The sequence below is a fragment of the Streptomyces sp. WAC03905 genome, assembly GCF_057371075.1.
Map to the genome: position 1 here is coordinate 6,144,526 of NZ_JBXYDZ010000003.1, position 25,124 is coordinate 6,169,649.

Consider the following 25,124-nt stretch of genomic DNA (forward strand, 5'->3'; position numbering starts at 1 on the left):
CGACCCCTGCCGCGGCCGCGGCCTCCCGCCCCTCGGAGCGGGAGGCCGAGGCCGTCTACTGCTCCGGCTGCCCGCCCGCCGCCGCGAGCGCCTTCAGCAGCCCCGCCAGCCGCGTCGTCCGCGGCTTCGGCAGTACCTCGGCGACCGCGCGCGGCAGCGCCTGGTCGACGCCGTGCACCACCGACAGGTGCCGCTCGGCCCGCCCGAACGCCGTGTAGACCCAGTCCCGCGACAGGGCCTGCGCCGCGTCACCCGGCAGGACGACCACGACCGCCGGCCAGCGCGCCCCGACCGCCTGGTGCGCGGTCACCGCCCAGCCGTGCCGCACCTGCGACTCCACGAGGTCCTTCGGTACGACGATCCGCGCGCCCGCGCGGTCCAGGTGCAGCCCCTGCGCGTCGGCCGACATCACACGGGCGGGCAGGGCCCGCCCCGGAGACGGCACGTGGACGACCCGGTCGCCGGGGTCGAAGCCGCCGAACCGGCCCGGACCGGGGTTCAGCCGCTCCTTGAGCGCGGCGTTCAGCGCGCGCGTGCCGGCGGAACCGGCGTGCCCCGGGGTGATCACCTGAACGTCGTCCGCCGGGATCCCGAAGGCCCGCGGCACCGACTCGGCCACCAGCTGCACCGCGCGGTGCACGGCCTCCCCGGCGTCCTGCACGGGGACGATGACGACCTCCTTGCCGGGGGCGTCGACCTGGTTCAGCTCGCCGATCCCCACACCGGAGACGAGCTCTCCGAGCGGACCCGGGTCCGGGGTGCGGGAGACCAGCTGGGGGCAGGTGCGTGCCGCCAGCACATCGGCGAACACCCGGCCCGCGCCCGCGGAGCCCAGCACGGCGGGGTCTCCGGACAGGACCAGCCGGGCCCCGTCCGCCACGCCCTCGACCAGCGCGGCCGCGCTCTCCACGTCCAGCTGCGGGGCGTCCAGCACCACCAGCAGGTCCAGCGCGAACTGCCCGTCCGCGTCCCGGCCGGGCCCCTCCCGACCGGACAGCAGCTCCGCCACCGTCACCGCGTCCGGAACGCCGGGGGCGTGCGCGGCCACGCAGACGCGCAGGCCCAGTTCACGGGCTGCCGCGGCCAGCGCGAGCGGTTCGGCCCGGGCGGCCTCACCACCCGTATGAGTGACCAGCCCGTGGCCGGACACCGCGCGGATCAGCTCGGCGGAGGACCGGTCGGGGGCGGCCGCGGCGGCCCGCTCCCAGTCGGCCGGGCCGTCGAAGGTGCCGGTCAGCCGGGCCAGGCCGTCCGCCAGGCTCTCCTCGGCCATCGCGGCGCCCTCCAGACCCACCAGGATCCGTACGGGCTGCTCCTCGCCCTCCTCCACCGGCGGACCGAGGGGCTCGTGGAAGACCAGGACCGAGGCCTCCGCGATGGACAGTTCCAGTGCCCCGGCCGGATCCGGTACGCCGTACTGGGCCAGGGCCTTCTCCAGGACCGGGGCCTCCAGCGCGGTGTGGCCCTTCAGGGCGGCCTGGGCCAGCAGCCAGCCCACCAGGACGGCCGTGCGGCGCTCGTCCCCGGGACCGGCGCCGGGGCCCAGCAGGGCGCGGGCGAAGCCGTCCGCCTGCGTCGGGCGCACGGCGGGGACCGCCAGGAGCCGCCACGGGTTCTCGGCGAGCTCCTGCGCGGCGCCGTCGCCGAGGGCCGCCGCGACGGGGCCGGCCAGTGACTCGGGTGCGCCACCGCGGGCCAGGACGGCCCGTACGGCGTCGACGGAGTCGGCGGAGGGTGCGGCGGGCGCTTGCGCCGGGGCGGGTGCCGGTGCCGGGCGCGGCTGCGGGGGAGCGGGCGCCGCCTTGCGGGGCGCGGCCGGGGCGTCGTCGAAGTAGGCGGCGGAGGGCTTCGCGCCGCTCTCCACGGCCCGTACGGCGGCCAGCAGGTCGGCGGCCCTGCCGCTGAGCTTCGCGCCGGCCTCGACGGGGCCCTCGCGTTCGGCCTTGCGCCGGGCGATCCGCTCGCGCTCGACCTTCTGCGCGGCCAGTTCGGCCTGGGCCTCGCTCAGCCCACCGCCTGCGGCGGGCTCGGCCGTGGCGTCCGGAGCCACGTCCCCGGCGGGCTCCGCCGCCGTGTCCCCGGCCGCAGCGTCCACGGGGTCCCCCGCACCCTCGTGCCCGTCCCCGCGGGGCTCCGCCCCCGGACCCGCGTCCGCCGCCGGAGCGTCCCCGGCGGCTTCCCCGTCCGCGTCCTCGCCGCCGCCGGGCACCTCCCCGGCGGGTTCCGTCCCCGGGGCGCCGCCCTCGGCCGGGTGCTCCGGATCCGTGGCCCCGTCGTCGGCGGAGGCCGGGTCCGGGGCGGGCGGGTCGGTCCGTGGTGTTCCACCGGTCTCGGGGTGCGGTGCGGCCGGCTCGGCGTCGGGCCCGTTCGAGGCCTCCGCGGCAGCGGTGGCGGCTTCGGCCTGACGGTCCGTACTCACAGCGTGCTCCAGTCCTGATCGGGATAGCGGTGCTCCGGCGCCGAGACGTCGTCCAGCGCGCGGCAGATCTCCTCCGGAAGACTAAGGGCCTCCACCGACAACGCCGCCGCGAGCTGCGCCGACGTCCGCGCGCCGACGATCGGCGCGACCACCCCCGGCCGGTCCCGGATCCACGCCAGCGCCACCTGGAGCGGCGTCACGGCCAGGCCCTGGGCCGCGGTCACCACCGCGTCCACGATCCGGCCCGCCGCCTCGTCGAGGTACGGCTCCACCAGCGCGGCCAGGGACTCCGAGGCGCCCCGCGAGTCCGCCGGGGTGCCGTCCCGGTACTTGCCCGTCAGCACCCCGCGCCCCAGCGGGGACGACGGCAGCAGGCCCACCCCCAGGTCCAGAGCGGCGGGCAGCACCTCCCGTTCCACCCCGCGCTGGAGCAGCGAGTACTCCATCTGCGTCGAGGCGATCCGGGTCCGCACCCCGGGGGCCGCGAGCTGCCAGGTCGCCGCCTTCGCCAGCTGCCAGCCGCAGAAGCCCGCCACCCCGGCGTACCGGGCCCGGCCGCTGCTCACCGCGAGGTCGAGGGCCTGCAGGGTCTCCTCCACCGGCGTCGCCGGGTCGAAGGCGTGGACCTGCCACAGGTCGACGTAGTCGGTGCCCAGCCGGTCCAGCGAGTCGTCCAGGGCCGCGAGCAGATGCCCGCGCGAGCCGTCGAAACGCCGCTCCGGGTCCGGGACGCTGCCCGCCTTCGTCGCGATCACCAGGTCCCGGCGCGGGACGAGCCCGCCCACCAGCCGCCCGAGGAGGTACTCCGCCTCACCGCCGCCGTACACGTCGGCGGTGTCGACGAGGGTGCCGCCCGCCTCCCAGAACGTCTTCACCTGTTCGGCGGCGGCTTCCTCGCCCGTGTCATGGCCCCAGGTGAGGGTGCCGAGGCCGATCCGGGAGACGCGCAGTCCGGTGCGGCCGAGATGCCTCTGCTCCATGAGCGCTGAGACTACTGGGGCGCTGACGTGGAGCACCCGGGCGCGCTACAGTCCCCGCACACCAACGTTACTGATCGGTACAGCGGTAAGGGGACGACACATGCGGCTCGGCATCAATCTCGGTTACTGGGGGGCGGGCATGGACGCCGACAACCTCGCCGTCGCCCAGGAGGCCGACCGCCTCGGCTACGACGTCTGCTGGGCCGCGGAGGCCTACGGTTCGGACGCCCCGACCGTCCTCGCCTGGGTCGCCGCCCAGACCGAGCGCATCGACGTCGGCTCGGCGATCCTCCAGATCCCCGCCCGCCAGCCCGCCATGACGGCGATGACCGCGGCCACCCTCGACTCGCTCACCAAGGGCCGCTTCCGGCTCGGCCTGGGCGTCTCCGGCCCCCAGGTCTCCGAGGGCTGGTACGGCGTCAAGTTCGACAAGCCGCTCGCCCGTACCCGCGAATACGTGGAGATCGTCCGCAAGGCCATGTCCCGCGAGCGGCTCAGCTACGAGGGCGAGCACTGGACCCTTCCGCTCCCCGGCGGCCCGGGCAAGCCGATCAAGCTGACCGTGCACCCCGAGCGCGAGCACATCCCGCTCTACATCGCCGCCATCGGGCCCAGGAACCTGGAGCAGACCGGCGAGATCGCCGACGGGGCCCTGCTGATCTTCCCGGCCGCCGAGCACCTGGAGGCCACGGCCCTCACCCACATCCGGGCGGGCCGCGAGAAGGCCGGGCTGACGATGGACGGCTTCGACGTCTGCCCGACCGTGCCGCTGGCCCTCGGTGACGACGTGACGGCCCTCGCCGACATGTTCCGCCCCTACACCGCCCTGTACGTGGGCGGCATGGGCAGCCGCAAGCAGAACTTCTACAACCAGCTGGCCCAGCGCATGGGCTACGAGAAGGAAGCAGCCGAGATCCAGGACAAGTACCTGGCCGGCGACAAGAACGGCGCGGCCGAGGCCGTCCCGCACTCGCTGATCGACTCGACGACGCTGCTCGGCCCGGTCGAGCGGATCGCCGACGGGATGCGGGCCTACGCGGAGGCCGGGGTCACCACCCTCACGCTGGCCCCGGCCGGCTTCACCCTGGACGAGCGGATCGCCGCCCTGCGTGCCGGCACGGAGGCCATGGAACGCGCGGGCCTCGCCTGACCGGGGGCGGCGCCGGGGGTGCCGGACGCCGCCCGCATGCTCTGCGGCCGTGGTGGGGGCTCGGGGGGTCTTCCCCGCCACGGCCGACACACCCCACAACGCGCCGGAGGGCGAAGGGGTTACGCGTCGCGCCCGGCACGGAGGTTCGTTCATTCGGACGAGTAGTGACACGCCGCGGTTGCCCGCCCCCGGGAGCGGCGTTTGACTCGTTGCATGCTCTCTGCCCGCAGCCTGTTCCAGGAGATCGTCGACAACGACGACTCCTTCCAGCTGTTCTGCTCCATCGCCGCCAGCGGGGAAGCCCAGGGCGGCTGGGAGAACGCCCGTATCGCGGCCCTGGTCCCGGACGGCATGCGCGACCTCGCGCCCAAGATCACCCGGCACGGCGCCGACGAGGACAAGCACGGCCGGATCTTCCACGCCCTGCTCCGCAAACGCGGCCTGGAGGCCGTCCCCGTACCGCCCGAGACCGACTACACGATGCTGCTGGAGCGCCGCGGCATCGGACTCGCCCACGACAAGCTCCGCCGCCAGGAGGCGCTGAGCGAGGAGGACATCGTCGTCTACCTCGCCCACAGCCGGGTCACCGAACAGCGCGCCGCCGACCAGATGGACATGCTGGTCAAGTACTTCGGCGACCACCCCGTGGTGGGCAAGGCCATCCACATGATCAGCAACGACGAGGACAACCACCTCTCCTACTGCCACGAGGAGCTGCTGCGGCTGGCCCGCGCCGGTTACGGGCGGACGATCCAGCGGGTCCTGCGTGAGAGCGCCCTCGCCGAGATCGCCGTCTACCGCGACGTGAGCCTCGCCGTGATGGACCACATGGGGCGGCTGCTGCACTGGCCCGCGCCGAAGGCCGCCGTGCTGGCCGCCGGCATCCGCGCGATGTACGCGTACGAGCGGTTCAGCGGCTGGCACCGGATGGTCGACCTGCGGATGCCCGAGCGGCGCAACGCCCTCGGCGGCGCACCGGTCACCGCCCCCGGTTTCGCCTAGGCCCCGCCCGCCCCGCCCGCCCTGCCCGCCCCGCGGGCGGCCGGCCGGTCAGAGCCAGCCGCGGCGCTTGAACAGCCGGTGCAGGCCCAGGCAGGCGCCGGCCATCAGCACGAGCACACCCGGATAGCCCCACCACCGGTGGAGTTCGGGCATGTGGTCGAAGTTCATCCCGTAGATCCCCGCGACCATCGTCGGCACCGCCGCGATCGCCGCCCAGGCCGAGATCTTCCGCACGTCGTCGTTCTGCCGCAGACCCGTCTGCGCGAGGTGCGCGGCCAGCGCGTCCGACAGCAGCCGGTCCAGGCCCTCGATGTACTCGCTCGCCTTGGTCAGGTGGTCGGCGACGTCACGGAAGAAGGGCTGGGCGTGCTCGTGGACGAAGGGCACCTGCCCGAAGGCGAGCCGGTCCATCGGCGCCAGCAGGGGGCTCGTCGCCCGCCGGAACTCCAGCACCTGCCGCTTGAAACCGTAGATCCGGGCCGCGGTGTTCTTGGTGTCCGAGGCGTTCGGGGCGAAGACCTCCGCCTCCAGCTCCTCCAGGTCCGACTGCAGTTCGGCCGCCACCTCGATGTAGTGGTCCACGACGGCGTCGGCCACCGCGTACAGCACCGCCGTCGGGCCGTGGCGCAGCACGTCCGGCTCCTGCTCCAGCCGGTGGCGCACGGCCGCCAGCGGGGCCCCTTCGCCGTGCCGGACGGTGACCACGAAGGAGTCGCCGATGAACAGCATCAGCTCACCCGCGGACACCGTGTCCGTGGCCTCGTCGTAGACCACCGGCTTCAGCACGACGAACAGCGAGTCGTCGTACACCTCCAGCTTGGGGCGCTGGTGGGCGTTGAGGGCGTCCTCCACCGCCAACGGGTGCAGGCCGAACTCCCGGCGGACGTGATCGAACTCCGCCTCCGTGGGCTCGTACGTGCCGATCCACAGGAAGGCGTCCCCGCTCGCCCGGGCCTCCTCCAGGGCGTCCGAGAAGTCCTCCGGACCCTTGGCGCGGCGACCGTCCCGGTAAATCGCGCAGTCGACAATCACGCCGAACATTGTCCCCCGCCGCCGAGGCGCCCGCACCCCCCTCGCACACCGCCTACGCTGGCCCCCATGGCCACGCTGATCCTCGTACGACACGGGCGGTCCACCGCCAACACCGCAGGGCTGCTCGCCGGATGGACCCCCGGCGTGGCCCTCGACGAGCGCGGCGCCGAGCAGGCGGCGGCGCTCCCCGGACGGCTCACGGGCGTGCCGCTCGCCGCCGCCGTCACCAGCCCCCTGCAACGCTGCCGGGAGACCCTCGCACCCCTGCTGGCCGCCCGGCCCGAGCTGGAACTCCACACGGACGAGCGGATCGGCGAGTGCCACTACGGCGACTGGTCCGGACGCAAACTCTCCGAACTGTCCGAAGAACCGCTGATGAAGATCGTCCAACAGCACCCGTCGGCGGCCGCCTTTCCCGGCGGCGAGTCCATGCGGGCCATGCAGGCGCGCGCCGTGGACGCCGTACGGGACTGGAACGCCCGCATCGAGGAGCGGGACGGCAGCGACGCCGTCTTCCTGATGTGCTCGCACGGCGACATCATCAAGTCCCTTGTCGCCGACGCCCTCGGCATGCACCTGGACCTCTTCCAGCGCATCCACGTCGACCCCTGCTCGGTGACGGCGATCCGCTACACCGAGACCCGGCCGTTCGTGTTCCGGCTGGGCGACACGGGCGACTTCGGCTCCCTCGTACGGCGCCCGGCGGCGCCCGGGCCCGTCGCCTCCGACAAGGACAGCGAGGACTCCGGCAACGCGGTCGTGGGGGGCGGCGCGGGCGCGGCGTGATCGCACGGCGCAGTAGGGTGGACGGGCCCGCACAAGGGCGCAGATCCGCCCCCGCCGCCGAGACTTGGAGACTGGACGTGCCCCGTCAGGTGTTCCTCTACGACCCGCCGGACCGCTTCGTGGCCGGCACGGTCGGCTTGCCGGGACGCCGTACGTTCTTCCTGCAGGCCTCCGCCGGCCCCCGCGTCACCAGCGTCTCCCTGGAGAAGACCCAGGTCGCCGCACTCGCCGAGCGGATGGACGAGCTGCTGGACGAGGTCGTACGGCGGACCGGCGGAAACGCCCCGGTCCCGGCCGTGGCCCCCACGGAGGCGGCCGACACCGCCCCGCTGGACGTCCCCGTCGAGGAGGAGTTCCGCGTCGGCACCATGGCCCTGGCCTGGGACGGCGAGGAACAGCGGATGATCGTCGAGGCGCAGGCCCTGGTGGAGCTGGACGCCGAGTCCGACGAGGACCTCGCCGAGGCGGAGGAGCGGCTGCTCCAGGACGAGGAGAACGGCCCGCCGATGCTGCGGGTCCGCCTCACCGGCGCCCAGGCCCGCGCCTTCGCCAAGCGCGCCCTGGACGTGGTCAACGCAGGCCGCCCGCCGTGTCCGCTGTGCAGTCTGCCGCTGGACCCGGAGGGGCACGTGTGCCCGCGCCAGAACGGCTACCGGCGCCAGGCGTGACGGGCCAGGGGGACATGGAGGAACTGCTCGCCGAGGGCGAGCTGACCGTCGTGGGCCGGATCCGCGAGGCGTCCAACGCGGTCCTGCTGTGCACCGTCACCCACGACGGCGCGAGCACCGACTGCGTCTACAAGCCGGTCAAGGGGGAGCGGCCGCTGTGGGACTTCCCCGACGGCAGCCTCGCCCAGCGGGAGGTGGCCGCCTACCTGGTCTCCGAGGCCACCGGATGGGGCCTGGTGCCCGCCACCGTGCTGCGCGACGGCCCCTACGGCGAGGGCATGGTCCAGCAGTGGATCGAGGCCCGGCAGCCGCGGGAGGACTCCCCCGAGGACGGGCTCCTCGCGCTCGTCGACGGCGAGGAGGCCGGTGCGGGCTGGAAGCCCGTGGCGCTCGCGCAGGTCGAGGAGGGCCGCACCGCCCTGCTCGTCCACGCCGACGACCCCACGCTGCGCCGGCTCTCCGTCCTCGACGCCGTGATCAACAACGGCGACCGCAAGGGCGGGCACCTGCTGCCGGCGCCCGACGGGCGGATCTACGGCATCGACCACGGCGTGACCTTCCACACCGAGGACAAGCTGCGCACCCTGCTGTGGGGCTGGGCGGGGGAGCCGCTGACGGACGAGGCCCGGCAGGCGCTCGGCTCGCTGGCCGCGCAGCTGGCCGAGGGCGCCCCCCTCGCCACCCGGCTGGCCGAACTGATCACGACGGCCGAGCTGGCCGCCGTACGGGAGCGGGTGGCGCACATGCTGCGTACCGGAACGCATCCGCTGCCGTCCGGGCAGTGGCCGTCGATCCCCTGGCCACCGGTCTGATCCGGCCACCGGGCGCAGGCACAGAACCGGCCGGACCGCAAGAGCGCCGATCAAGACAACAGTGCAGGTCCAGTTCGTTTCCGGAACATCCGTCCGGTTAGGCTCGACACATGCATGCCTGGCCCGCTTCTGAGGTCCCCGCCCTTCCCGGCAAGGGCCGCGACCTCCAGATCCACGACACCGCGACCCAGGGGACGATCACCCTCGCCCCCGGTCCCGTCGCCCGCATCTACGTCTGCGGCATCACCCCGTACGACGCGACCCACATCGGTCACGCGGCGACCTACAACGCGTTCGACCTCGTGCAGCGCGTGTGGCTCGACACCAAGCGGCAGGTCCACTACGTCCAGAACGTCACGGACGTCGACGATCCGCTCCTGGAGCGGGCGCTGCGCGACGGCCACGACTGGACCGAGCTGGCCGAGCGCGAGACCGCGCTCTTCCGTGAGGACATGACCGCCCTGCGGATGCTGCCCCCGCAGCACTACATCGGAGCCGTCGAGGCCATACCCGGCATCGTGCCGCTGGTCGAGCGGCTGCGGGACGCGGGCGCCGCCTACGAGCTCGACGGCGACATCTACTTCTCGGTGGAGTCCGACCCGCACTTCGGCGGGGTCTCCCACCTCGACGCCGAGGCGATGCGCCTGCTCTCGGCGGAGCGGGGCGGCGACCCCGAGCGCCCGGGGAAGAAGAACCCGCTGGACCCGATGCTGTGGATGGCGGCGCGTCCGGGCGAGCCGAGCTGGGACGGCGGCTCGCTGGGCCGCGGCCGGCCGGGCTGGCACATCGAGTGCGTCGCGATCGCCCTGGACCACCTGGGCATGGGCTTCGACATCCAGGGCGGCGGCTCCGACCTCGCCTTCCCGCACCACGAGATGGGCGCGTCGCACGCGCAGGCGCTGACCGGCGAGTTCCCGATGGCCAAGGCCTACGTCCACGCCGGCATGGTCGCCCTGCACGGCGAGAAGATGTCGAAGTCGAAGGGCAACCTCGTCTTCGTCTCGGCGCTGCGGCGCGCCGGCGTGGACCCGGCGGCGATCCGCCTGGCCCTGCTCTCGCACCACTACCGCGCCGACTGGGAGTGGACGGACGCGGTCCTCGACGAGGCCGTGGCCCGGCTGGAGCGGTGGCGCGCGGCGGTCTCCCGGCCGGACGGCATCGCGGCGGACGGGGTCCTCGAAGAGGTCCGCGAGGCCCTGGCGAACGACCTGGACGCCCCCGCGGCGCTCGCGGCCGTGGACCGCTGGGTGGAACGGCAGAACGCCACCGACGGCGACGACGAGTCGGCCCCCGGCCTGATCTCCCGCACGGTCGACGCCCTCCTGGGCGTGGCCCTGTAGCACCCGTCGCGATGCCCCCGGCCCCGACAGGGACCGGGGGCATCGCCGTGTCCGGACGCCGGGAGGTCCGGCCCGCCCGGCCCCGCCCGGCCCCGCCCGGCCCCGCCCGGCCCCGCCCGGCCCCGCCCGGCTACGCCTCCGGGGTGTCCTCGCCCGGCTCCTCCGGCGGAGCCTCCGGCTGCGGCGGGGACACCGGCGGCTGCGGCTTCGGCGGCCGGAGACCCCCGCTCGTGTCCCGCAGGTACGAGCCGTCGCCCGCCTCCGCCGCCGGGCCCGCCGCCGGGTCACGCCGCCGCAGGTACCGCTCGAACTCGCGCGCGATCGCGTCGCCCGAGGCCTCGGGCAGGTCGGCGGTGTCGCGCGCCTCCTCCAGCGTCTGGACGTACTCCGCCACCTCGCTGTCCTCGGCGGCCAGTTGGTCCACGCCCAGCTGCCACGCCCGCGCGTCCTCCGGCAGCTCGCCCAGCGGGATCCTGATGTCGATCAGGTCCTCCAGCCGGTTCAGCAGGGCCAGCGTCGCCTTCGGGTTCGGCGGCTGCGACACGTAGTGCGGCACCGCCGCCCACAGCGACACCGCCGGCACGCCCGCGTGCGTACAGGCCTCCTGGAGGATGCCCACGATGCCCGTGGGGCCCTCGTACTTGGTCTCCTCCAGGTCCATCGTCCGGGCCAGGTCCGCGTCCGAGGTGACCCCGCTCACCGGCACCGGCCGGGTGTGCGGCGTGTCCCCGAGGAGCGCCCCCAGGATGACCACCATCTCCACGCCCAGCTCGTGCGCGAAGCCGAGGATCTCGTTGCAGAACGACCGCCAGCGCATGGACGGTTCGATCCCGCGCACCAGCACCAGGTCGCGCGGCTTGGCGCCGCCCACGCGGACCACCGAGAGCCGGGTCGTCGGCCACGTGATCTTGCGCACCCCGTTGTCCAGCCACACCGTGGGCCGGTTGACCTGGAAGTCGTAGTAGTCCTCGGCGTCCAGCGCCGCGAAGACCTCGCCCTTCCACTCCCGGTCCAGGTGTGCGACCGCACCGGAGGCCGCGTCACCCGCGTCGTTCCAGCCCTCGAACGCGGCCACCATGACCGGGTCGATCAGCTCGGGCACGCCCTCAAGCTCGATCACCCAGGTCTCCTTCCGAAGTTCCTTGCGTACGTGGGCCAGCCTAAGCCTTGAGGGGACACCGGCCACAGCCCACGACAGAGGGGCGGTTCCCCTCGGAACCGCCCCTCTTCCCCACCTGCGGGAGAGCTATGCCTTGCGGGCCAGCATCTCCTCGACACGGGCCTTCACGGCGTCGTCGTCCAGGCCGCGGATCGTCACCGTCGTACGGCGGCGCAGCACGTCGTCGACCGTCTCGGCCCACTCGTGGTCACGGGCGTAGGCGACCTGCGCCCAGATCTCCGGACCGTCCGGGTGGATGCGCTCGGCCAGCGCCGGGTCCTCGTTCGCGATGCGTGCGATGTCGAAGGCCAGGGAGCCGTAGTGCGAGGCCAGGTGGCGCGCGGTCAGCGGGTCCATCCGCGTGCCGGGCTCGCGGTCCACCAGCAGCCGGTGGGCGACCGCGTTCGGGTTGGCGACGCCCGGCAGCGCGATCCGGCGCACGAGGGACTTCACCGGCTCCATGTCCTCGGTCAGCGGGCTGCCGGGGAGCTTGGCCAGCTTGTCCATGACGACGCGGCCGATGTGGCGGTACGTCGTCCACTTGCCGCCGGCGACCGACAGCATGCCGCCCGCGCCCTCGGAGACGACCGTCTCGCGCTTGGCCTTCTCCACGCCGCCCGGGCCGCCGGGCAGCACGCGCAGGCCGGCGAAGGCGTACGTCATCAGCGAGCGGTCGAGGTCGGCGTCCTTCACCGAGAAGGCCGCCTCGTCCAGGATCTGCTGGATGTCGGACTCGGTGGCGCGCACGTCCGCCGGGTCGCCCTCGTACACCTCGTCGGTGGTGCCGAGCAGCAGCTGGTCCTCCCAGGGGAGGGCGAAGGTGATGCGGTACTTGTCGATCGGGGTGGCCATGGCGGCCTTCCACGGCGACTTGCGCTTCATGACGATGTGCGCGCCCTTGGAGAGGCGGATCGACGGCATCGAGTGCTTGTCTTCCATGCGCCGCAGGTGGTCCACCCACGGGCCGGTGGCGTTGAGCACGACGCGGGCGTCGATCCCGAACTCGGTGCCGTCCAGGCGGTCCTTGAGCTCGGCGCCGGTGACCCGGCCCTGAGTCTTGCGCAGCCCGGTGACCTCGGCGTGGTTGAGGACGACCGCACCCGACTCGACGGCCGCGCGGACCGTCATGACGGCGACGCGGGAGTCGTTCATCTGGTGGTCGTAGTAGACCGCGACGGCCTTGAGGTTGTCGGTCTTCAGACCGGGGTTGTCGGCGACGGCACGGGCGGGCGATATGACCTTGCCCATGCCGTCGCCGAAGGCCGAGAGGGCGGAGTAGGCGAAGACGCCCGCGCCCAGCTTGGCCGCACCCACCGGACCGCCCTTGTAGACCGGCAGGTAGAAGGTGAGCGGGTTGACCAGGTGCGGGGCCACGTCCTTGGCCAGCACCCGCCGCTCGTGGTGGTTCTCCGCGACCAGCTTGACCGCGCCGGTCTGCAGGTAGCGCAGGCCACCGTGGACGAGCTTGGAGGAGGCCGAGGAGGTGGCGCCGGCGAAGTCGCCGGCGTCCACCATGGCAACCCGCAGGCCCGACTGCGCGGCGTGCCAGGCCACCGAGGTGCCCAGGATTCCACCACCGATGACCAGCAGGTCGTACGTGGCCTTGGCCAGCTGCTCGCGGGTCTCGGCACGGCTCGCGTTCGCGCCGGCGGTCGGGTGCGTACCCAGGGCGGGGACGCTCTGCAGGGTGCTCATATCTCTTTCAGCTCCTCGTCGATTGACTCAGCTGGTGCGGATCAGCTGGCGTCTTCGTCGTCGACCCAGCCCATGGAACGCTCCACGGCCTTGAGCCAGCTCTTGTACTCGCGGTCCCGCTGCTCGGCGGGCATCCGCGGGGTCCATTCCGCCGCGCGGCGCCAGTTGGCGCGCAGGGCGTCGGTGTCGGGCCAGAAGCCGACGGCCAGGCCGGCGGCGTAGGCGGCGCCGAGGCAGGTGGTCTCGGCGACCATGGGGCGCACCACGGGGGCGTCCAGGAAGTCCGAGAGCGTCTGCATCAGCAGGTTGTTGGAGGTCATGCCGCCGTCGACCTTGAGGGCGGCGAGCTCGACGCCGGAGTCCTTGGTCATGGCGTCGGTGATCTCGCGGGTCTGCCAGGCGGTGGCCTCCAGGACGGCACGGGCGATGTGCGCCTTGGTGACGTACCGGGTGAGGCCGGCGATCACACCGCGGGCGTCGGAGCGCCAGTACGGGGCGAACAGGCCGGAGAAGGCCGGGACGAAGTAGGCGCCGCCGTTGTCCTCGACGGAGAGGGCCAGGGTCTCGATCTCGGCCGCGGACTTGATCAGGCCCATCTGGTCGCGCATCCACTGGACGAGCGAGCCGGTGACGGCGATGGAGCCCTCCAGGGCGTAGACCGGCTTCTGGTCGCCGATCTGGTAGCCGACCGTGGTCAGCAGGCCGCTGTAGGAGTTGATGATCTTGTCGCCGGTGTTCATGAGCATGAACGTTCCGGTGCCGTACGTGGACTTCGCCTCGCCCTCGGCGAAACAGGTCTGGCCGAAGAGGGCGGCCTGCTGGTCGCCGAGCGCCGAGGCGACCGGGACACCGGCGAGGACGCCGTCCTTGACGTGGCCGTAGACCTCGGCGGAGGACTTGATCTCGGGGAGCACGTTGAGCGGGACGCCCATCGACTCCGCGATCTTCTCGTCCCAGGCGAGGGTGTGCAGGTTCATGAGCATGGTGCGCGAGGCGTTGGTGACGTCGGTGACGTGCGCACCGCCCTGGGCGCCGCCCGTGAGGTTCCAGATGACCCAGGAGTCCATGGTGCCGAAGAGGATGTCGCCGGCCTCGGCGCGCTCGCGCAGGCCCTCGACGTTGTCGAGCAGCCAGCGCACCTTCGGGCCCGCGAAGTAGCTCGCCAGCGGCAGGCCGGTCTCGCGGCGGAAGCGGTCCTGGCCGACGTTGCGGCCGAGCTCCTTGCACAGGGCGTCGGTGCGGGTGTCCTGCCAGACGAGCGCGTTGTGGACGGGCTCGCCGGTGTGGCGGTCCCACAGCAGGGTGGTCTCGCGCTGGTTGGTGATGCCGATCGCCTTGACGTCGGCGGCGGTGATCTCGGCCTTGGCGATGGCGCCGGCGACGACCTCCTGGACGTTGGTCCAGATCTCGGTGGCGTCGTGCTCGACCCAGCCCGGCTTCGGGAAGATCTGCTCGTGCTCCTTCTGGTCGACGGCGACGATGCGGCCGTCGCGGTCGAAGACGATGCAGCGGGAGGAGGTGGTGCCCTGGTCGATCGCGGCGATGAAGGGGCCGGTGCTGCTGGTCATGATGGCTGCTCCTGGCAGGTCTGGTGAGTAGGCGGAATCAGGAGTGCGGTGCGGATCTTACGAGCGCGGCAGATGCTGATCAGGCGAACGCGATGTTGTAAAGACCGCCGGCGAGCACGGCACCGACGAGCGGGCCGGCCACCGGGATCCAGGAGTATCCCCAGTCGGAGCCGCCCTTGTTGGGGAGCGGCAGCAGGGCGTGGACTATTCGGGGGCCGAGGTCGCGGACCGGGTTGATGGCGTAACCGGTCGGGCCGCCCAGGGAGAGGCCGATGCCGACGACCACGAAGGACGTGATCAGGACACCGATGACACCGAGGCCCTTGCCGCCGTCCTGCAGGCCCTGGGTCAGGATCGCCAGGACGAGCACGGCGGTGCCGATGATCTCGGTCGCGAGGTTCTGCACGACGTTGCGGATCTCGGGGCCCGTGGAGAAGACGCCGAGCACGGGGCCGGCCACGTCGTGCGGGTGCGGGTCCTCCGGACCGAGCTTGGCGTCGCGGATGTGCTCGGGGTCGGAGAGGTGTGCGCGGAACTGGCCGTAGTAGGTCACCCACATCACCACCGCGCCGAGCATGGCGCCCAGCAGCTGGCCGGCGAAGTAGACGGGGGTGTCGCCCCACTCGCCGGTCTTGACGGCGAGGCCGACGGTGACCGCCGGGTTGAGGTGCGCTCCGGAGAGCGGCGCGGAGACGTAGGCCGCGATCAGGACGGCGAAGCCCCAGCCGAAGGTGATCGCGAGCCAGCCCGCGTTGCGGGCCTTGGAGCTCTTGAGCGTCACTGCGGCGCAGACGCCACCGCCGAGCAGAGTGAGCAGGGCGGTACCGATGGTCTCGCCGATGAAGATGTCGGAGCTGGACACCCGCGACTCCTTACGTACGTCCAGGGGTGGGCGGAACCCGGGTCCCTCCGGTGGTTCCGCGCACTCGGTGAGTGCTGCACCGGTCCTTGGCCTTGTCGCATCCTAGCGCGTATTGCCGGTAGGTGTTCGACAATGTCGACCGGTGAACGGCAGTTTTCCGCCCAGGTGAAGAATGCGTCAAGGGTCGGCCAGGCCAATGTGTCGGATCGTTACCAGCACGTGCGATCAGCCAAATCCGGCCATCTCAAGGTCGAGATATGGCGAAAAATGGGCAGAAGGGGGCCAGGTGACGGCCGGAGCCTGTTAAAGGGAGGTCAGAACCGGCCTGCGCCGAGATCGCGTGAAACCGCGCGCGCACAGTCCCGCACCGAGGCCACGAGGGCCGCCCGGGGCTCGCCGGAGTCGCCGCACACCCGCTCCACGGCGCCCGCGACCGCCACCGCGCCCACCGGCATGCGGCGCCGGTCGTGGATCGGCGCCGCCACGGAGGCGATGCCCTCCCACGTCTCCTCGACGTCCGCGGCCCAGCCGCGCGCCCGGGTCAGCCCGAGGATCTCCTCGAAGCCGGTCGCGTCCGTGACCGTGCGGGGGGTGAACGGGTCCCGCTCGACCTCCATCGCCTGGGCGTGCGCGACCGGGTCGTACGCGGACAGCACCTTGCCCAGCGCGGTGGAGTGCAGCGGCTGCATGGCCCCGACCTCCAGTACCTGGCGGCTGTCGTCGGGCCGGAAGACGTGGTGCATGATCAGCACCCCGCTCTGGTGCAGCACGCCCACGTACACGCTCTCGCCGCTCGCCCGGGCCAGGTCGTCCGTCCACACCAGGGCGCGGGCGCGCAGCTCGTGCACGTCCAGGTAGCTGTTGCCCAGGCGCAGCAGCTCGGCGCCCAGCTGGTAGCGGCCCGACGCCGGGTCCTGCTCGACGAAGCCCTCGGCCTGCAGGGTGCGCAGGATGCCGTGGGCCGTGCCCTTGGCCAGGCCCAGCGAGGACGCCACGTCCGAGAGCCCCAGCCGGCGTTCGCCGCCCGCCAGGAGTCGCAGCATCGCAGCGGCTCGTTCGAGCGACTGGATGTTCCGTGCCATCGCGCAGCCTCCTGCTGACCTTCGGTATCTACGACCATCTTGATGTGGTTCGACAATGCTGAACAGTATCGGTCGATGCCGACCTCGCGCACCGTAGGAGATCTGTTCGCCGTACCGCCACCGGGACACCTGCGGCAAGCCCCCGCCACAGAATGCAGTCCGCCACGTGGGACACCCACACCGGGGCGGGTGCCTCGCGGTTACGCTGGCCGCGTGCACCCTTGACACAGCGGGGGTGCAAAGCCGACAGCCGTCGCATCCCAGGGAGCACTCCATGGCCTCGTTGCCGAACCCGCCCGCCGACACCCAGAACCGGGCCGATGCCCTCCGGGAGGCGCTCGCGACCCGCGTGGTCGTCGCCGACGGAGCCATGGGAACGATGCTCCAGGCGCAGGACCCCACCATGGAGGACTTCCAGCAGCTCGAAGGCTGCAACGAGGTCCTCAACATCACCCGCCCCGACATCGTGCGCTCCGTCCACGAGGCGTACTTCTCGGTGGGCGTGGACTGCGTCGAGACCAACACCTTCGGCACGAACTACGCGGCCCTCGCCGAGTACGACATCGCCGAACGCAACTTCGAACTCTCCGAGGCCGGCGCGCGCATCGCCCGCGAGGTCGCCGACGAGTTCACCGCCTCCACCGGACAGCAGCGCTGGGTCCTCGGCTCCATGGGTCCGGGCACCAAGCTGCCCACCCTCGGCCACATCACCTACGCGCAGATCCGCGACGCCTACCAGACCAACGCCGAGGGCCTGATCTCCGGCGGCGCCGACGCGCTGCTCGTCGAGACCACCCAGGACCTCCTGCAGACCAAGTCCTCCATCATCGGCGCCCGCCGCGCCATGGAGGCGCTCGGCGTCACCGTCCCGCTCATCTGCTCCGTCACCGTCGAGACCACCGGCACCATGCTGCTCGGCTCCGAGATCGGCGCGGCCCTGACCGCCCTGGAGCCCCTCGGCATCGACATGATCGGCCTGAACTGCGCCACCGGCCCGGCCGAGATGAGCGAGCACCTGCGCTACCTCGCGCGCAACGCCCGCATCCCGCTCTCCTGCATGCCCAACGCCGGCCTGCCCGTCCTGACCAAGCAGGGCGCGCACTACCCGCTGACCGCCCCCGAGCTGGCCGACGCCCAGGAGACCTTCGTCCGCGAGTACGGCCTCTCCCTGGTCGGCGGCTGCTGCGGCACCACCCCCGAGCACCTGCGCCAGGTCGTCGAGCGCGTCCGCGGCACGGCCGTCGTCCCGCGCGACCCGCAGCCCGAGCCCGGCGCCGCCTCGCTCTACCAGACCGTGCCCTTCCGCCAGGACACCTCGTACATGGCGATCGGCGAGCGCACCAACGCCAACGGCTCCAAGAAGTTCCGCGAGGCCATGCTGGAGGCCCGCTGGGACGACTGCGTCGAGATGGCCCGCGACCAGATCCGCGAGGGCGCGCACATGCTCGACCTCTGCGTCGACTACGTCGGCCGCGACGGCGTCGCCGACATGGAGGAACTGGCCGGCCGCTTCGCCACCGCGTCCACCCTGCCGATCGTCCTGGACTCCACCGAGGTCCCCGTCATCCGGGCGGGCCTGGAGAAGCTCGGCGGCCGCGCGGTCATCAACTCCGTGAACTACGAGGACGGCGACGGCCCCGACTCCCGCTTCGCCAAGGTCACCCGGCTGGCCCAGGAGCACGGCGCCGCGCTCATCGCGCTCACCATCGACGAGGAGGGCCAGGCCCGCACCGTCGAGCACAAGGTCGCCATCGCCGAACGCCTCATCGAGGACCTCACGGCCAACTGGGGGATCCGCGAGTCGGACATCCTCATCGACACCCTGACCTTCACCATCTGCACCGGCCAGGAGGAGTCCCGCAAGGACGGCATCGCCACGATCGAGGCGATCCGCGAGCTCAAGCGGCTCCACCCGGACGTGCAGACCACCCTCGGCCTGTCCAACATCTCCTTCGGCCTCAACCCGGCCGCCCGCGTCCTGCTGAACTCGGTCTTCCTCGACGAGTGCGTCAAGGCCGGCCTGGACTCCGCCATCGTCCACGCCTCCAAGATCCTGCCGATCGCCCGCTTCGACGAGGAGCAGGTCACCACCGCCCTCGACCTGATCTACGACCGGCGCGAGGGCGACTACGACCCGCTGCAGAAGCTGATGGCCCTCTTCGAGGGCGTCAACACCAAGTCCCTCAAGGCCGGCCGCGCCGAGGAACTCCTCGCCCTGCCCCTGGAGGAGCGCCTGCGGCGCCGCATCATCGACGGCGAGAAGAACGGCCTGGAGACCGACCTCGACGAGGCCCTCCGGACCCGCCCGGCCCTCGACATCGTCAACGACACCCTCCTGGAGGGCATGAAGGTCGTCGGCGAGCTCTTCGGCTCCGGCCAGATGCAGCTCCCCTTCGTCCTGCAGTCCGCCGAGGTGATGAAGTCCGCGGTGGCCTACCTCGAACCCCACATGGAGAAGACGGACGACGAGGGCAAGGGCACCATCGTCCTCGCCACCGTCCGCGGCGACGTCCACGACATCGGCAAGAACCTCGTCGACATCATCCTCACCAACAACGGCTACAACGTCGTCAACATCGGCATCAAGCAGCCCGTCTCCGCGATCCTCGAAGCCGCCCAGGAGCACAAGGCCGACGTCATCGGCATGTCCGGCCTGCTCGTGAAGTCGACCGTGATCATGAAGGAGAACCTGGAGGAGCTGAACCAGCGCAAGCTGGCCGCCGACTACCCGGTGATCCTCGGCGGCGCCGCCCTCACCCGCGCCTACGTCGAACAGGACCTCCACGAGATCTACGAGGGCGAGGTCCGCTACGCCCGCGACGCCTTCGAGGGCCTGCGCCTGATGGACGCCCTCATCGCCGTCAAGCGCGGCGTGCCCGGCGCGACCCTGCCCGAGCTCAAGCAGCGCCGCGTCGCCAAGCGGGACACCCCCCTCCAGGTGGAGGAGCCCGAGGAGCCGGGCGGCCGCTCGGACGTGTCCGTCGACAACCCGGTGCCCACCCCGCCCTTCTGGGGCACCCGCGTGGTCAAGGGCATCCCGCTCAAGGACTACGCCTCCTGGCTGGACGAGGGAGCCCTCTTCAAGGGCCAGTGGGGCCTCAAGCAGGCCCGCGCGGGCGGAGCCACGTACGAGGAGCTCGTCGAGAGCGAGGGCCGCCCGCGCCTGCGCGGCCTGCTGGAGAAGCTGCACACCGAGAACCTGCTGGAGGCGGCCGTCGTCTACGGCTACTTCCCCTGCGTCTCCAAGGGCGACGACCTGATCATCCTCGACGACGACGGCAACGAGCGGACCCGCTTCACCTTCCCGCGCCAGCGCCGCGGCCGCCGGCTGTGCCTCGCGGACTTCTTCCGCCCCGAGGAGTCCGGCGAGACCGACGTCGTCGGCCTCCAGGTGGTCACCGTCGGCTCGAAGATCGGCGAGGCCACGGCCAAGCTCTTCGAGTCCGACTCCTACCGGGAGTACCTGGAGCTGCACGGCCTCTCCGTGCAGCTGGCCGAGGCCATGGCCGAGTACTGGCACGCCCGCGTCCGCGCCGAGCTCGGATTCGGCGGTGAGGACCCGGCCAAGGTCGAGGACATGTTCGACCTCAAGTACCGCGGCGCCCGCTTCTCCCTAGGCTACGGCGCCTGCCCCGACCTGGAGGACCGCGCGAAGATCGCCGACCTCCTGCAGCCGGAGCGGATCGGCGTCCACCTCTCGGAGGAGTTCCAGCTCCACCCGGAGCAGTCGACGGACGCGATCGTGATCCACCACCCCGAAGCGAAGTATTTCAACGCACGCTGAGCTCCGCCGACGTACACTTGTCGGTCCCATACAGGCCGGTCGCCTGTTCCCCGGGGGATGCCCCGTGGGAAGAGGTGACCGGCCTTCTCGTCCCCTCCGAGAGGTACGCGCATGACGAGCACCGTTCCCGCCCCCGTCACCCGCACGGCCGACGGCTCGGCCCTGCAGGCGGTGCTTCTCGACATGGACGGCACCCTGGTGGACACCGAGGGCTTCTGGTGGGAGATCGAGGCGGAGGTCTTCGGCGAGCTCGGCCACCGCCTGGAGGACGCCTGGCGCGACGTGGTCGTCGGCGGCCCCATGACCCGCAGCGCGGGCTTCCTGATCGAGGCGACCGGTGCCGCCATCGGCATCGCCGAGCTGAGCGTCCTGCTCAACGAGCGCTTCGAGGCCCGCATCGCCGACCGCGTCCCCCTGATGCCGGGCGCGGAGCGGCTGCTGGCCGAGCTGGCCCGGCACAACGTGCCCACCGCCCTCGTCTCCGCCTCCCACCGCCGGGTCATCGACCGGGTGCTGCTCACCCTCGGCCGCGACCGCTTCACCCTGACGGTGGCCGGCGACGAGGTCGCCCGTACCAAGCCGCACCCCGACCCGTACCTGCTCGCGGCGCGGACGCTCGGCGCCCACCCCTCGCGGTGCGCCGTCATCGAGGACACCAGCACCGGCGTGGCGGCCGCCGAGGCCGCGGGCTGCCGGGTCGTGGCCGTCCCCTCGGTGGGTGTGATCGAACCGGCTCCCGGCCGCACCGTCGTCCGCTCGCTGGAGGACGTCGACCTGGAGTTCCTGCGCTCCCTCATCGTCCCGATGAACTGAGCCCTCGGCTCCGCCGGGACGGAGCCCTCGGCTCCGCCGGGACCGGTGCCCATCCGAGGGGACACATCGGCATGCACTGCCCTACATCGGTATGCATTGCCACGCACCGGAACTCCCTGAACACGCTCCGTACCGAACGGAACCCTGTTGAGCGGCGCCTCGACGGAAGGATCTTCCGTCGACAGCCTCGGAGGCTGAAATTCCATCCCCTCCGGGGCCGTTGCGCAGGGTGACCTTGGTCACGCGTCACACCCCCGACGGGCCTGTCCGGACGCCCTCGCGGCTACCCATGTGTCCACATTGATCAGCTCCTGACCGAATCTGCGGAGCCCTGCCTGTGAACAGGCAGTTCGCTACGATCACGGTGCGATTACGCCCCAAGTCCGGCCAGTTCCAGCCATCCCGCCCCGGACCACTAGTGTCGAGCCGGGCACTGCGCCGCACCCAGCCGTCCCGGACACACACCCCTGTGCCGGAACCGCGTGGACCGATCGTCACACCACCGGCCCGATCGTTCCGCCCCGAACGGGCGACCGCCGCGAAGTGCCCTCCACACCGCTTTGAGCAAGTGCCGGTTACAGGGAGTACTTCCAGCATGAACCGCAAGACCATGGTGCTGACGGCCGCGGCCGGACTGCTCACCCCCGCGCTGGCCGCATGCGGCACCGCGAGCGGCGGAGGAGCAGGATCCGCGGCGATCGTCGTCGGGACCACCGACCGGTTCGAGGCCGCCGACTTCGCTCCCGCCCCGTTCGACCCCGCCTACGCCTACGACGCCGGCGCCTGGAACATCCTGCGCCAGACCGTCCAGACGCTGATGCACACCCCCCGCGGCGGCGGCCAGCCCGTCCCCGAAGCGGCCTCCGCCTGCCGCTTCACCGACTCGGGCAACGAGAGCTACCGCTGCACCCTGCGCCCGGGCCTGAAGTTCGCCAGCGGTGACCCGCTCACCGCCAAGGACGTCAAGTTCTCCATCGACCGGGTCCTCGCGATCAAGGACGAGAACGGCCCCTCCTCGCTCCTCTCCACCCTCGACAACGTCGAGGTCAAGGGCGAGGACACCGTCGTCTTCCACCTGAAGACCCCGGACGCGACCTTCCCCTTCAAGCTCTCCACCCCCGCCGCCGGCATCGTCAGCGAGAAGGACTACGACGCCAAGAAGCTCCGCGAGGGCTTCGAAGTCGACGGCTCCGGGCCCTACACCATGAAGGCCGAGGTCAAGGACAACCACCTCGTCCGCGCCGTCTTCAGCAAGAACCCGCACTACAAGGGCGACCTCAAGCTGCAGAACGACAAGGTCGAGCTGCGCACCTTCCCCGACTCCGCGGCCATGGGCAAGGCCCTCACCGACGGCAAGATCCACGTGGTCTCCCGCACCCTGTCGCCGGCCCAGACCAACGAGCTGAGCGCCAACCCGCCCAAGGGCGTCAAGCTCGTCCCGATGCCCGGCCTGGAGATCCGCTACCTCGGCTTCAACACCGACGCGCCCGTCGTCAAGGACAAGGCCGTCCGCCAGGCCCTCGCCGCGGCCGTCGACCGCAACGCGCTGATCTCCAAGGTCTACGGCAAGTCCGCCCAGCCGCTCTACTCGCTGGTCCCCACCAGCGTCACCGGCCACGTCAACTCCTTCTACAACAAGTACGGCGACGCCAACACGCCGAAGGCCGCCGCCCTGCTGAAGGACGCCGGGATCAAGACGCCGGTCAAGCTGACGCTGCACTACACCAGCGACCACTACGGCGACGGGACGGCCGCCGAGTTCGAGGCCCTCAAGGCCCAGCTCAACTCCACCCAGCTCTTCGACATCACCGTCCAGGGCAGCGAGTGGTCGCAGTTCCGCCCCGCGCAGAAGAAGGGCGACCACGCCGCCTACGGGCTCGGCTGGTTCCCCGACTACCCGGACGCCGACAACTTCCTCGCCCCGTTCCTGGAGCAGGACAACTTCCTGGGCACGCCGTACGCCAACAGCACGGTGCGCACCAGGCTCCTCCCCGAGTCCCGGCGCGCGGTCGACCGCAACGTCGCCGCCCCCGCGGTCACGGAGATGCAGGACATCGTCGCCGAGGACGTACCCGTCCTGCCCCTGTGGCAGGGCAAGCAGTACGTCGCCGCACGCGACGGGATCACCGGAGTGGAGTGGTCGGTCAACGCCATCTCCGACCTCCAGTTGTGGGAGCTCGGCCGCGGCGTAAGCGGCTGAGCAAGGCAGAGACCGGCAGCGGGTGTCGCGGGCCGGAGCAACGAAACAGTTCGACTGTGAAGGACGTTCGCGTGAATCGACGTAACCAGTGGCTGGCGGCCCCGCTCGGCGCGGCCACCGCCGCCGCGCTGCTCAGCGGTTGCGGTTCGACCGATGGCTCCAATGCCGGCAGCGGCAAGGGCGTGGTCATGGGCATATCCGACAAGGTGAAGTCCACCGACCCGGCGTCCGGTTACGACCCGGGCTCCTGGCTGCTCTTCAACAACGTCTTCCAGTCGCTGCTGAGCTTCCCCAAGGGCGGCACCACCCCCGAGCCCGACGCCGCCCAGACCTGCGGCTTCGAGGGCGGCGACAGCAAGCTCTTCAAGTGCACGCTGAAGAAGGACCTGAAGTTCAGCAACGGCAACGAGCTCACCTCGAAGGACGTCAAGTACTCCTTCGAGCGCACGCTGAAGATCAATGACGAGAACGGCCCCGCCGTCATGCTCGCCTCGATCGCCGGCATCGACGCCCCCGACGACCAGACCGTCGTCTTCCGCCTGAAGACCTCCGACGCCACCTTCCCGAGCAAGATCGCCTCGGGTGCGGGCTCCATCGTCGACCACCGCGAGTACCCGGCCGACAAGCTCCGCACCGACAACAAGGCCGTCGGCTCCGGCGTCTACAAGCTCGACTCCTTCAGCGAGAAGAGCGCCACCTTCTCCGTCAACGAGTCCTACACGGGCAAGGCCAAGGCGAAGAACACCGGCGTCACCCTGAAGTTCTTCAACGGGGACCAGGCCGGCCTCAAGACCGTCCTCGAAAGCGGAGACGTCGACTTCGCCTTCCGCGGCCTCGCCGCCAAGGACATCGCCGCCCTCGCCTCCAGCAAGACCGGCGACGAGAAGGTCGACGTCGTCCAGGGCACCGGCGCCGAAGTCGAACACATGGTCTTCAACATGAACGACCCGGTCGTCGGCAAGCTCCCCGTCCGCAAGGCCATCGCCTACCTCGTGGACCGCGAAGCCCTCGTCAAGGACGTGTACGCCGGCACCGCCACCGCCCTGTACTCCATCGTCCCCACCGGCATCGCCGGCCACACCACGCCGTTCTTCGACCGCTACGGCGGCACCCCGCAGCCCGAGAAGGCCAAGGCCGTCCTCAAGGCCGCCAACATCACCGGCAAGGTCAAGGTCACCCTCTACTCGACCCCCTCGCGCTACGGCCCCTCCACCGACCAGCAGTTCGAGGTCATCGCCAAGCAGCTCAACGACAGCGGCCTCTTCGAAGCCGACGTCAAGTCCGTCGAGTACGAGCAGTACGACAAGGACATCCAGGCCGGCAAGTACGGCATCTACGTCAAGGGCTGGGTCCCCGACTACCCGGACGCCGACAACTTCACCCAGCCGTTCTTCGGCCCGGGCAACGTCCTGAACAACAACTACGACAACAAGGAGATCACCGGGACGATCATCCCGTCGACCTCCGCGAAGTCCGACCGCACCGCGGCCAACACCGACTACAACCGCCTCCAGGACATCGTCGCCGACGAGCTCCCGCTCCTCCCGCTCTGGCAGGGCAAGCAGTACGCCGTCACCCGCCAGAACGTCAACGGCCTGCAGTGGTCCCTGGACGCCTCGACGGTCTTCCGCTTCTGGGAGATCAGCAAGGGCTGACCCGGACCGCGCCCCGGACACACCGAGGGGCCGCACGCAGCCGCGCGACGTCCTGGCGACGTCGCGCCGCGCGCGCGGCCCCTCGACCCGTCCCCGGAACCGCCTCCGGCGGCGCCC

At 71.7% G+C, this 25,124-nt stretch carries 18 protein-coding genes; 10 read left to right on the plus strand and 8 right to left on the minus strand.

Annotation, left to right across the window (positions count from 1 at the left end; translation table 11 throughout):
* Positions 1–55: 55 nt before the first annotated feature.
* Positions 56–2,419, minus strand: a complete 2,364-nt coding sequence (locus tag AC2RP6_RS30275) for a helix-hairpin-helix domain-containing protein (RefSeq protein WP_486449051.1) — start codon at positions 2,417–2,419, stop codon at positions 56–58.
* A complete protein-coding gene (locus AC2RP6_RS30280; RefSeq protein ID WP_486449052.1) occupies positions 2,416–3,399 on the minus strand; it encodes an aldo/keto reductase in 984 nt (327 codons plus the stop codon). The genes AC2RP6_RS30275 and AC2RP6_RS30280 overlap by 4 nt, the downstream gene beginning before the upstream one ends.
* Positions 3,400–3,499: 100 nt before the next feature.
* Here AC2RP6_RS30280 and AC2RP6_RS30285 point away from each other — a divergent pair, with 100 nt between their 5' ends.
* On the plus strand, positions 3,500–4,549 hold the full coding sequence (locus AC2RP6_RS30285) for an LLM class F420-dependent oxidoreductase (protein ID WP_486449053.1): 1,050 nt from the start codon (positions 3,500–3,502) through the stop codon (positions 4,547–4,549).
* A gap of 213 nt (positions 4,550–4,762) precedes the next feature.
* Complete coding sequence (locus AC2RP6_RS30290) at positions 4,763–5,551, plus strand: ferritin-like domain-containing protein (protein ID WP_486449054.1); 789 nt, start codon at positions 4,763–4,765, stop codon at positions 5,549–5,551.
* Positions 5,552–5,599: 48 nt separating this feature from the next.
* Here the strand turns inward: AC2RP6_RS30290 and AC2RP6_RS30295 are convergent, their stop codons facing one another.
* A complete protein-coding gene (locus AC2RP6_RS30295) occupies positions 5,600–6,592 on the minus strand; it encodes a magnesium and cobalt transport protein CorA (protein ID WP_486449055.1) in 993 nt (330 codons plus the stop codon).
* Positions 6,593–6,649: 57 nt separating this feature from the next.
* Here AC2RP6_RS30295 and AC2RP6_RS30300 point away from each other — a divergent pair, with 57 nt between their 5' ends.
* The 4 genes from AC2RP6_RS30300 to mshC all read left to right on the plus strand — a co-directional run bounded on the left by AC2RP6_RS30300 (position 6,650) and on the right by mshC (position 10,189).
* The gene (locus tag AC2RP6_RS30300) at positions 6,650–7,369 is read left to right on the plus strand and encodes a histidine phosphatase family protein (RefSeq protein ID WP_486449056.1); all 720 of its coding nucleotides are present in this window, start codon (positions 6,650–6,652) and stop codon (positions 7,367–7,369) included.
* Between the two features lie 77 nt (positions 7,370–7,446).
* Entirely contained in the window at positions 7,447–8,037 is a 591-nt protein-coding gene (locus AC2RP6_RS30305) for a DUF3090 domain-containing protein (protein WP_486449057.1), read from the plus strand.
* Positions 8,001–8,849, plus strand: coding sequence for an SCO1664 family protein (locus AC2RP6_RS30310; protein ID WP_486449058.1), 849 nt, complete (start codon positions 8,001–8,003; stop codon positions 8,847–8,849). Before AC2RP6_RS30305 ends, AC2RP6_RS30310 begins: the two co-directional genes overlap by 37 nt.
* A 110-nt stretch (positions 8,850–8,959) precedes the next feature.
* Positions 8,960–10,189 (plus strand): cysteine--1-D-myo-inosityl 2-amino-2-deoxy-alpha-D-glucopyranoside ligase, encoded by a 1,230-nt coding sequence (gene mshC, locus AC2RP6_RS30315; protein WP_486449059.1) that lies wholly within the window; start codon positions 8,960–8,962, stop codon positions 10,187–10,189.
* 130 nt (positions 10,190–10,319) lie between these two features.
* Here the strand turns inward: mshC and AC2RP6_RS30320 are convergent, their stop codons facing one another.
* The 5 genes from AC2RP6_RS30320 to AC2RP6_RS30340 form a co-directional block, all read right to left on the minus strand.
* Positions 10,320–11,309, minus strand: coding sequence for a PAC2 family protein (locus AC2RP6_RS30320; protein WP_486449060.1), 990 nt, complete (start codon positions 11,307–11,309; stop codon positions 10,320–10,322).
* A 126-nt stretch (positions 11,310–11,435) separates the two neighbouring features.
* Complete coding sequence (locus tag AC2RP6_RS30325) at positions 11,436–13,043, minus strand: glycerol-3-phosphate dehydrogenase/oxidase (protein ID WP_486449061.1); 1,608 nt, start codon at positions 13,041–13,043, stop codon at positions 11,436–11,438.
* A 41-nt stretch (positions 13,044–13,084) separates the two neighbouring features.
* Positions 13,085–14,611, minus strand: a complete 1,527-nt coding sequence (gene glpK / locus AC2RP6_RS30330) for a glycerol kinase GlpK (protein WP_366682063.1) — start codon at positions 14,609–14,611, stop codon at positions 13,085–13,087.
* Between the two features lie 79 nt (positions 14,612–14,690).
* On the minus strand, positions 14,691–15,473 hold the full coding sequence (locus AC2RP6_RS30335; protein ID WP_486449062.1) for an MIP/aquaporin family protein: 783 nt from the start codon (positions 15,471–15,473) through the stop codon (positions 14,691–14,693).
* Positions 15,474–15,787: 314 nt separating this feature from the next.
* Complete coding sequence (locus AC2RP6_RS30340; protein ID WP_486449063.1) at positions 15,788–16,555, minus strand: IclR family transcriptional regulator; 768 nt, start codon at positions 16,553–16,555, stop codon at positions 15,788–15,790.
* A 274-nt stretch (positions 16,556–16,829) separates the two neighbouring features.
* Here AC2RP6_RS30340 and metH point away from each other — a divergent pair, with 274 nt between their 5' ends.
* From metH to AC2RP6_RS30360, 4 genes are all read left to right on the plus strand, one after another.
* On the plus strand, positions 16,830–20,339 hold the full coding sequence (metH, locus tag AC2RP6_RS30345) for a methionine synthase (RefSeq protein WP_486449064.1): 3,510 nt from the start codon (positions 16,830–16,832) through the stop codon (positions 20,337–20,339).
* Positions 20,340–20,450: 111 nt separating this feature from the next.
* Positions 20,451–21,152, plus strand: coding sequence for an HAD family hydrolase (locus AC2RP6_RS30350; RefSeq protein WP_486449065.1), 702 nt, complete (start codon positions 20,451–20,453; stop codon positions 21,150–21,152).
* A 595-nt stretch (positions 21,153–21,747) separates the two neighbouring features.
* A complete protein-coding gene (locus tag AC2RP6_RS30355; RefSeq protein ID WP_486449066.1) occupies positions 21,748–23,352 on the plus strand; it encodes an ABC transporter substrate-binding protein in 1,605 nt (534 codons plus the stop codon).
* 71 nt (positions 23,353–23,423) lie between these two features.
* The gene (locus AC2RP6_RS30360) at positions 23,424–25,007 is read left to right on the plus strand and encodes an ABC transporter substrate-binding protein (protein WP_486449067.1); all 1,584 of its coding nucleotides are present in this window, start codon (positions 23,424–23,426) and stop codon (positions 25,005–25,007) included.
* The last annotated feature ends 117 nt before the right edge of the window (positions 25,008–25,124 follow it).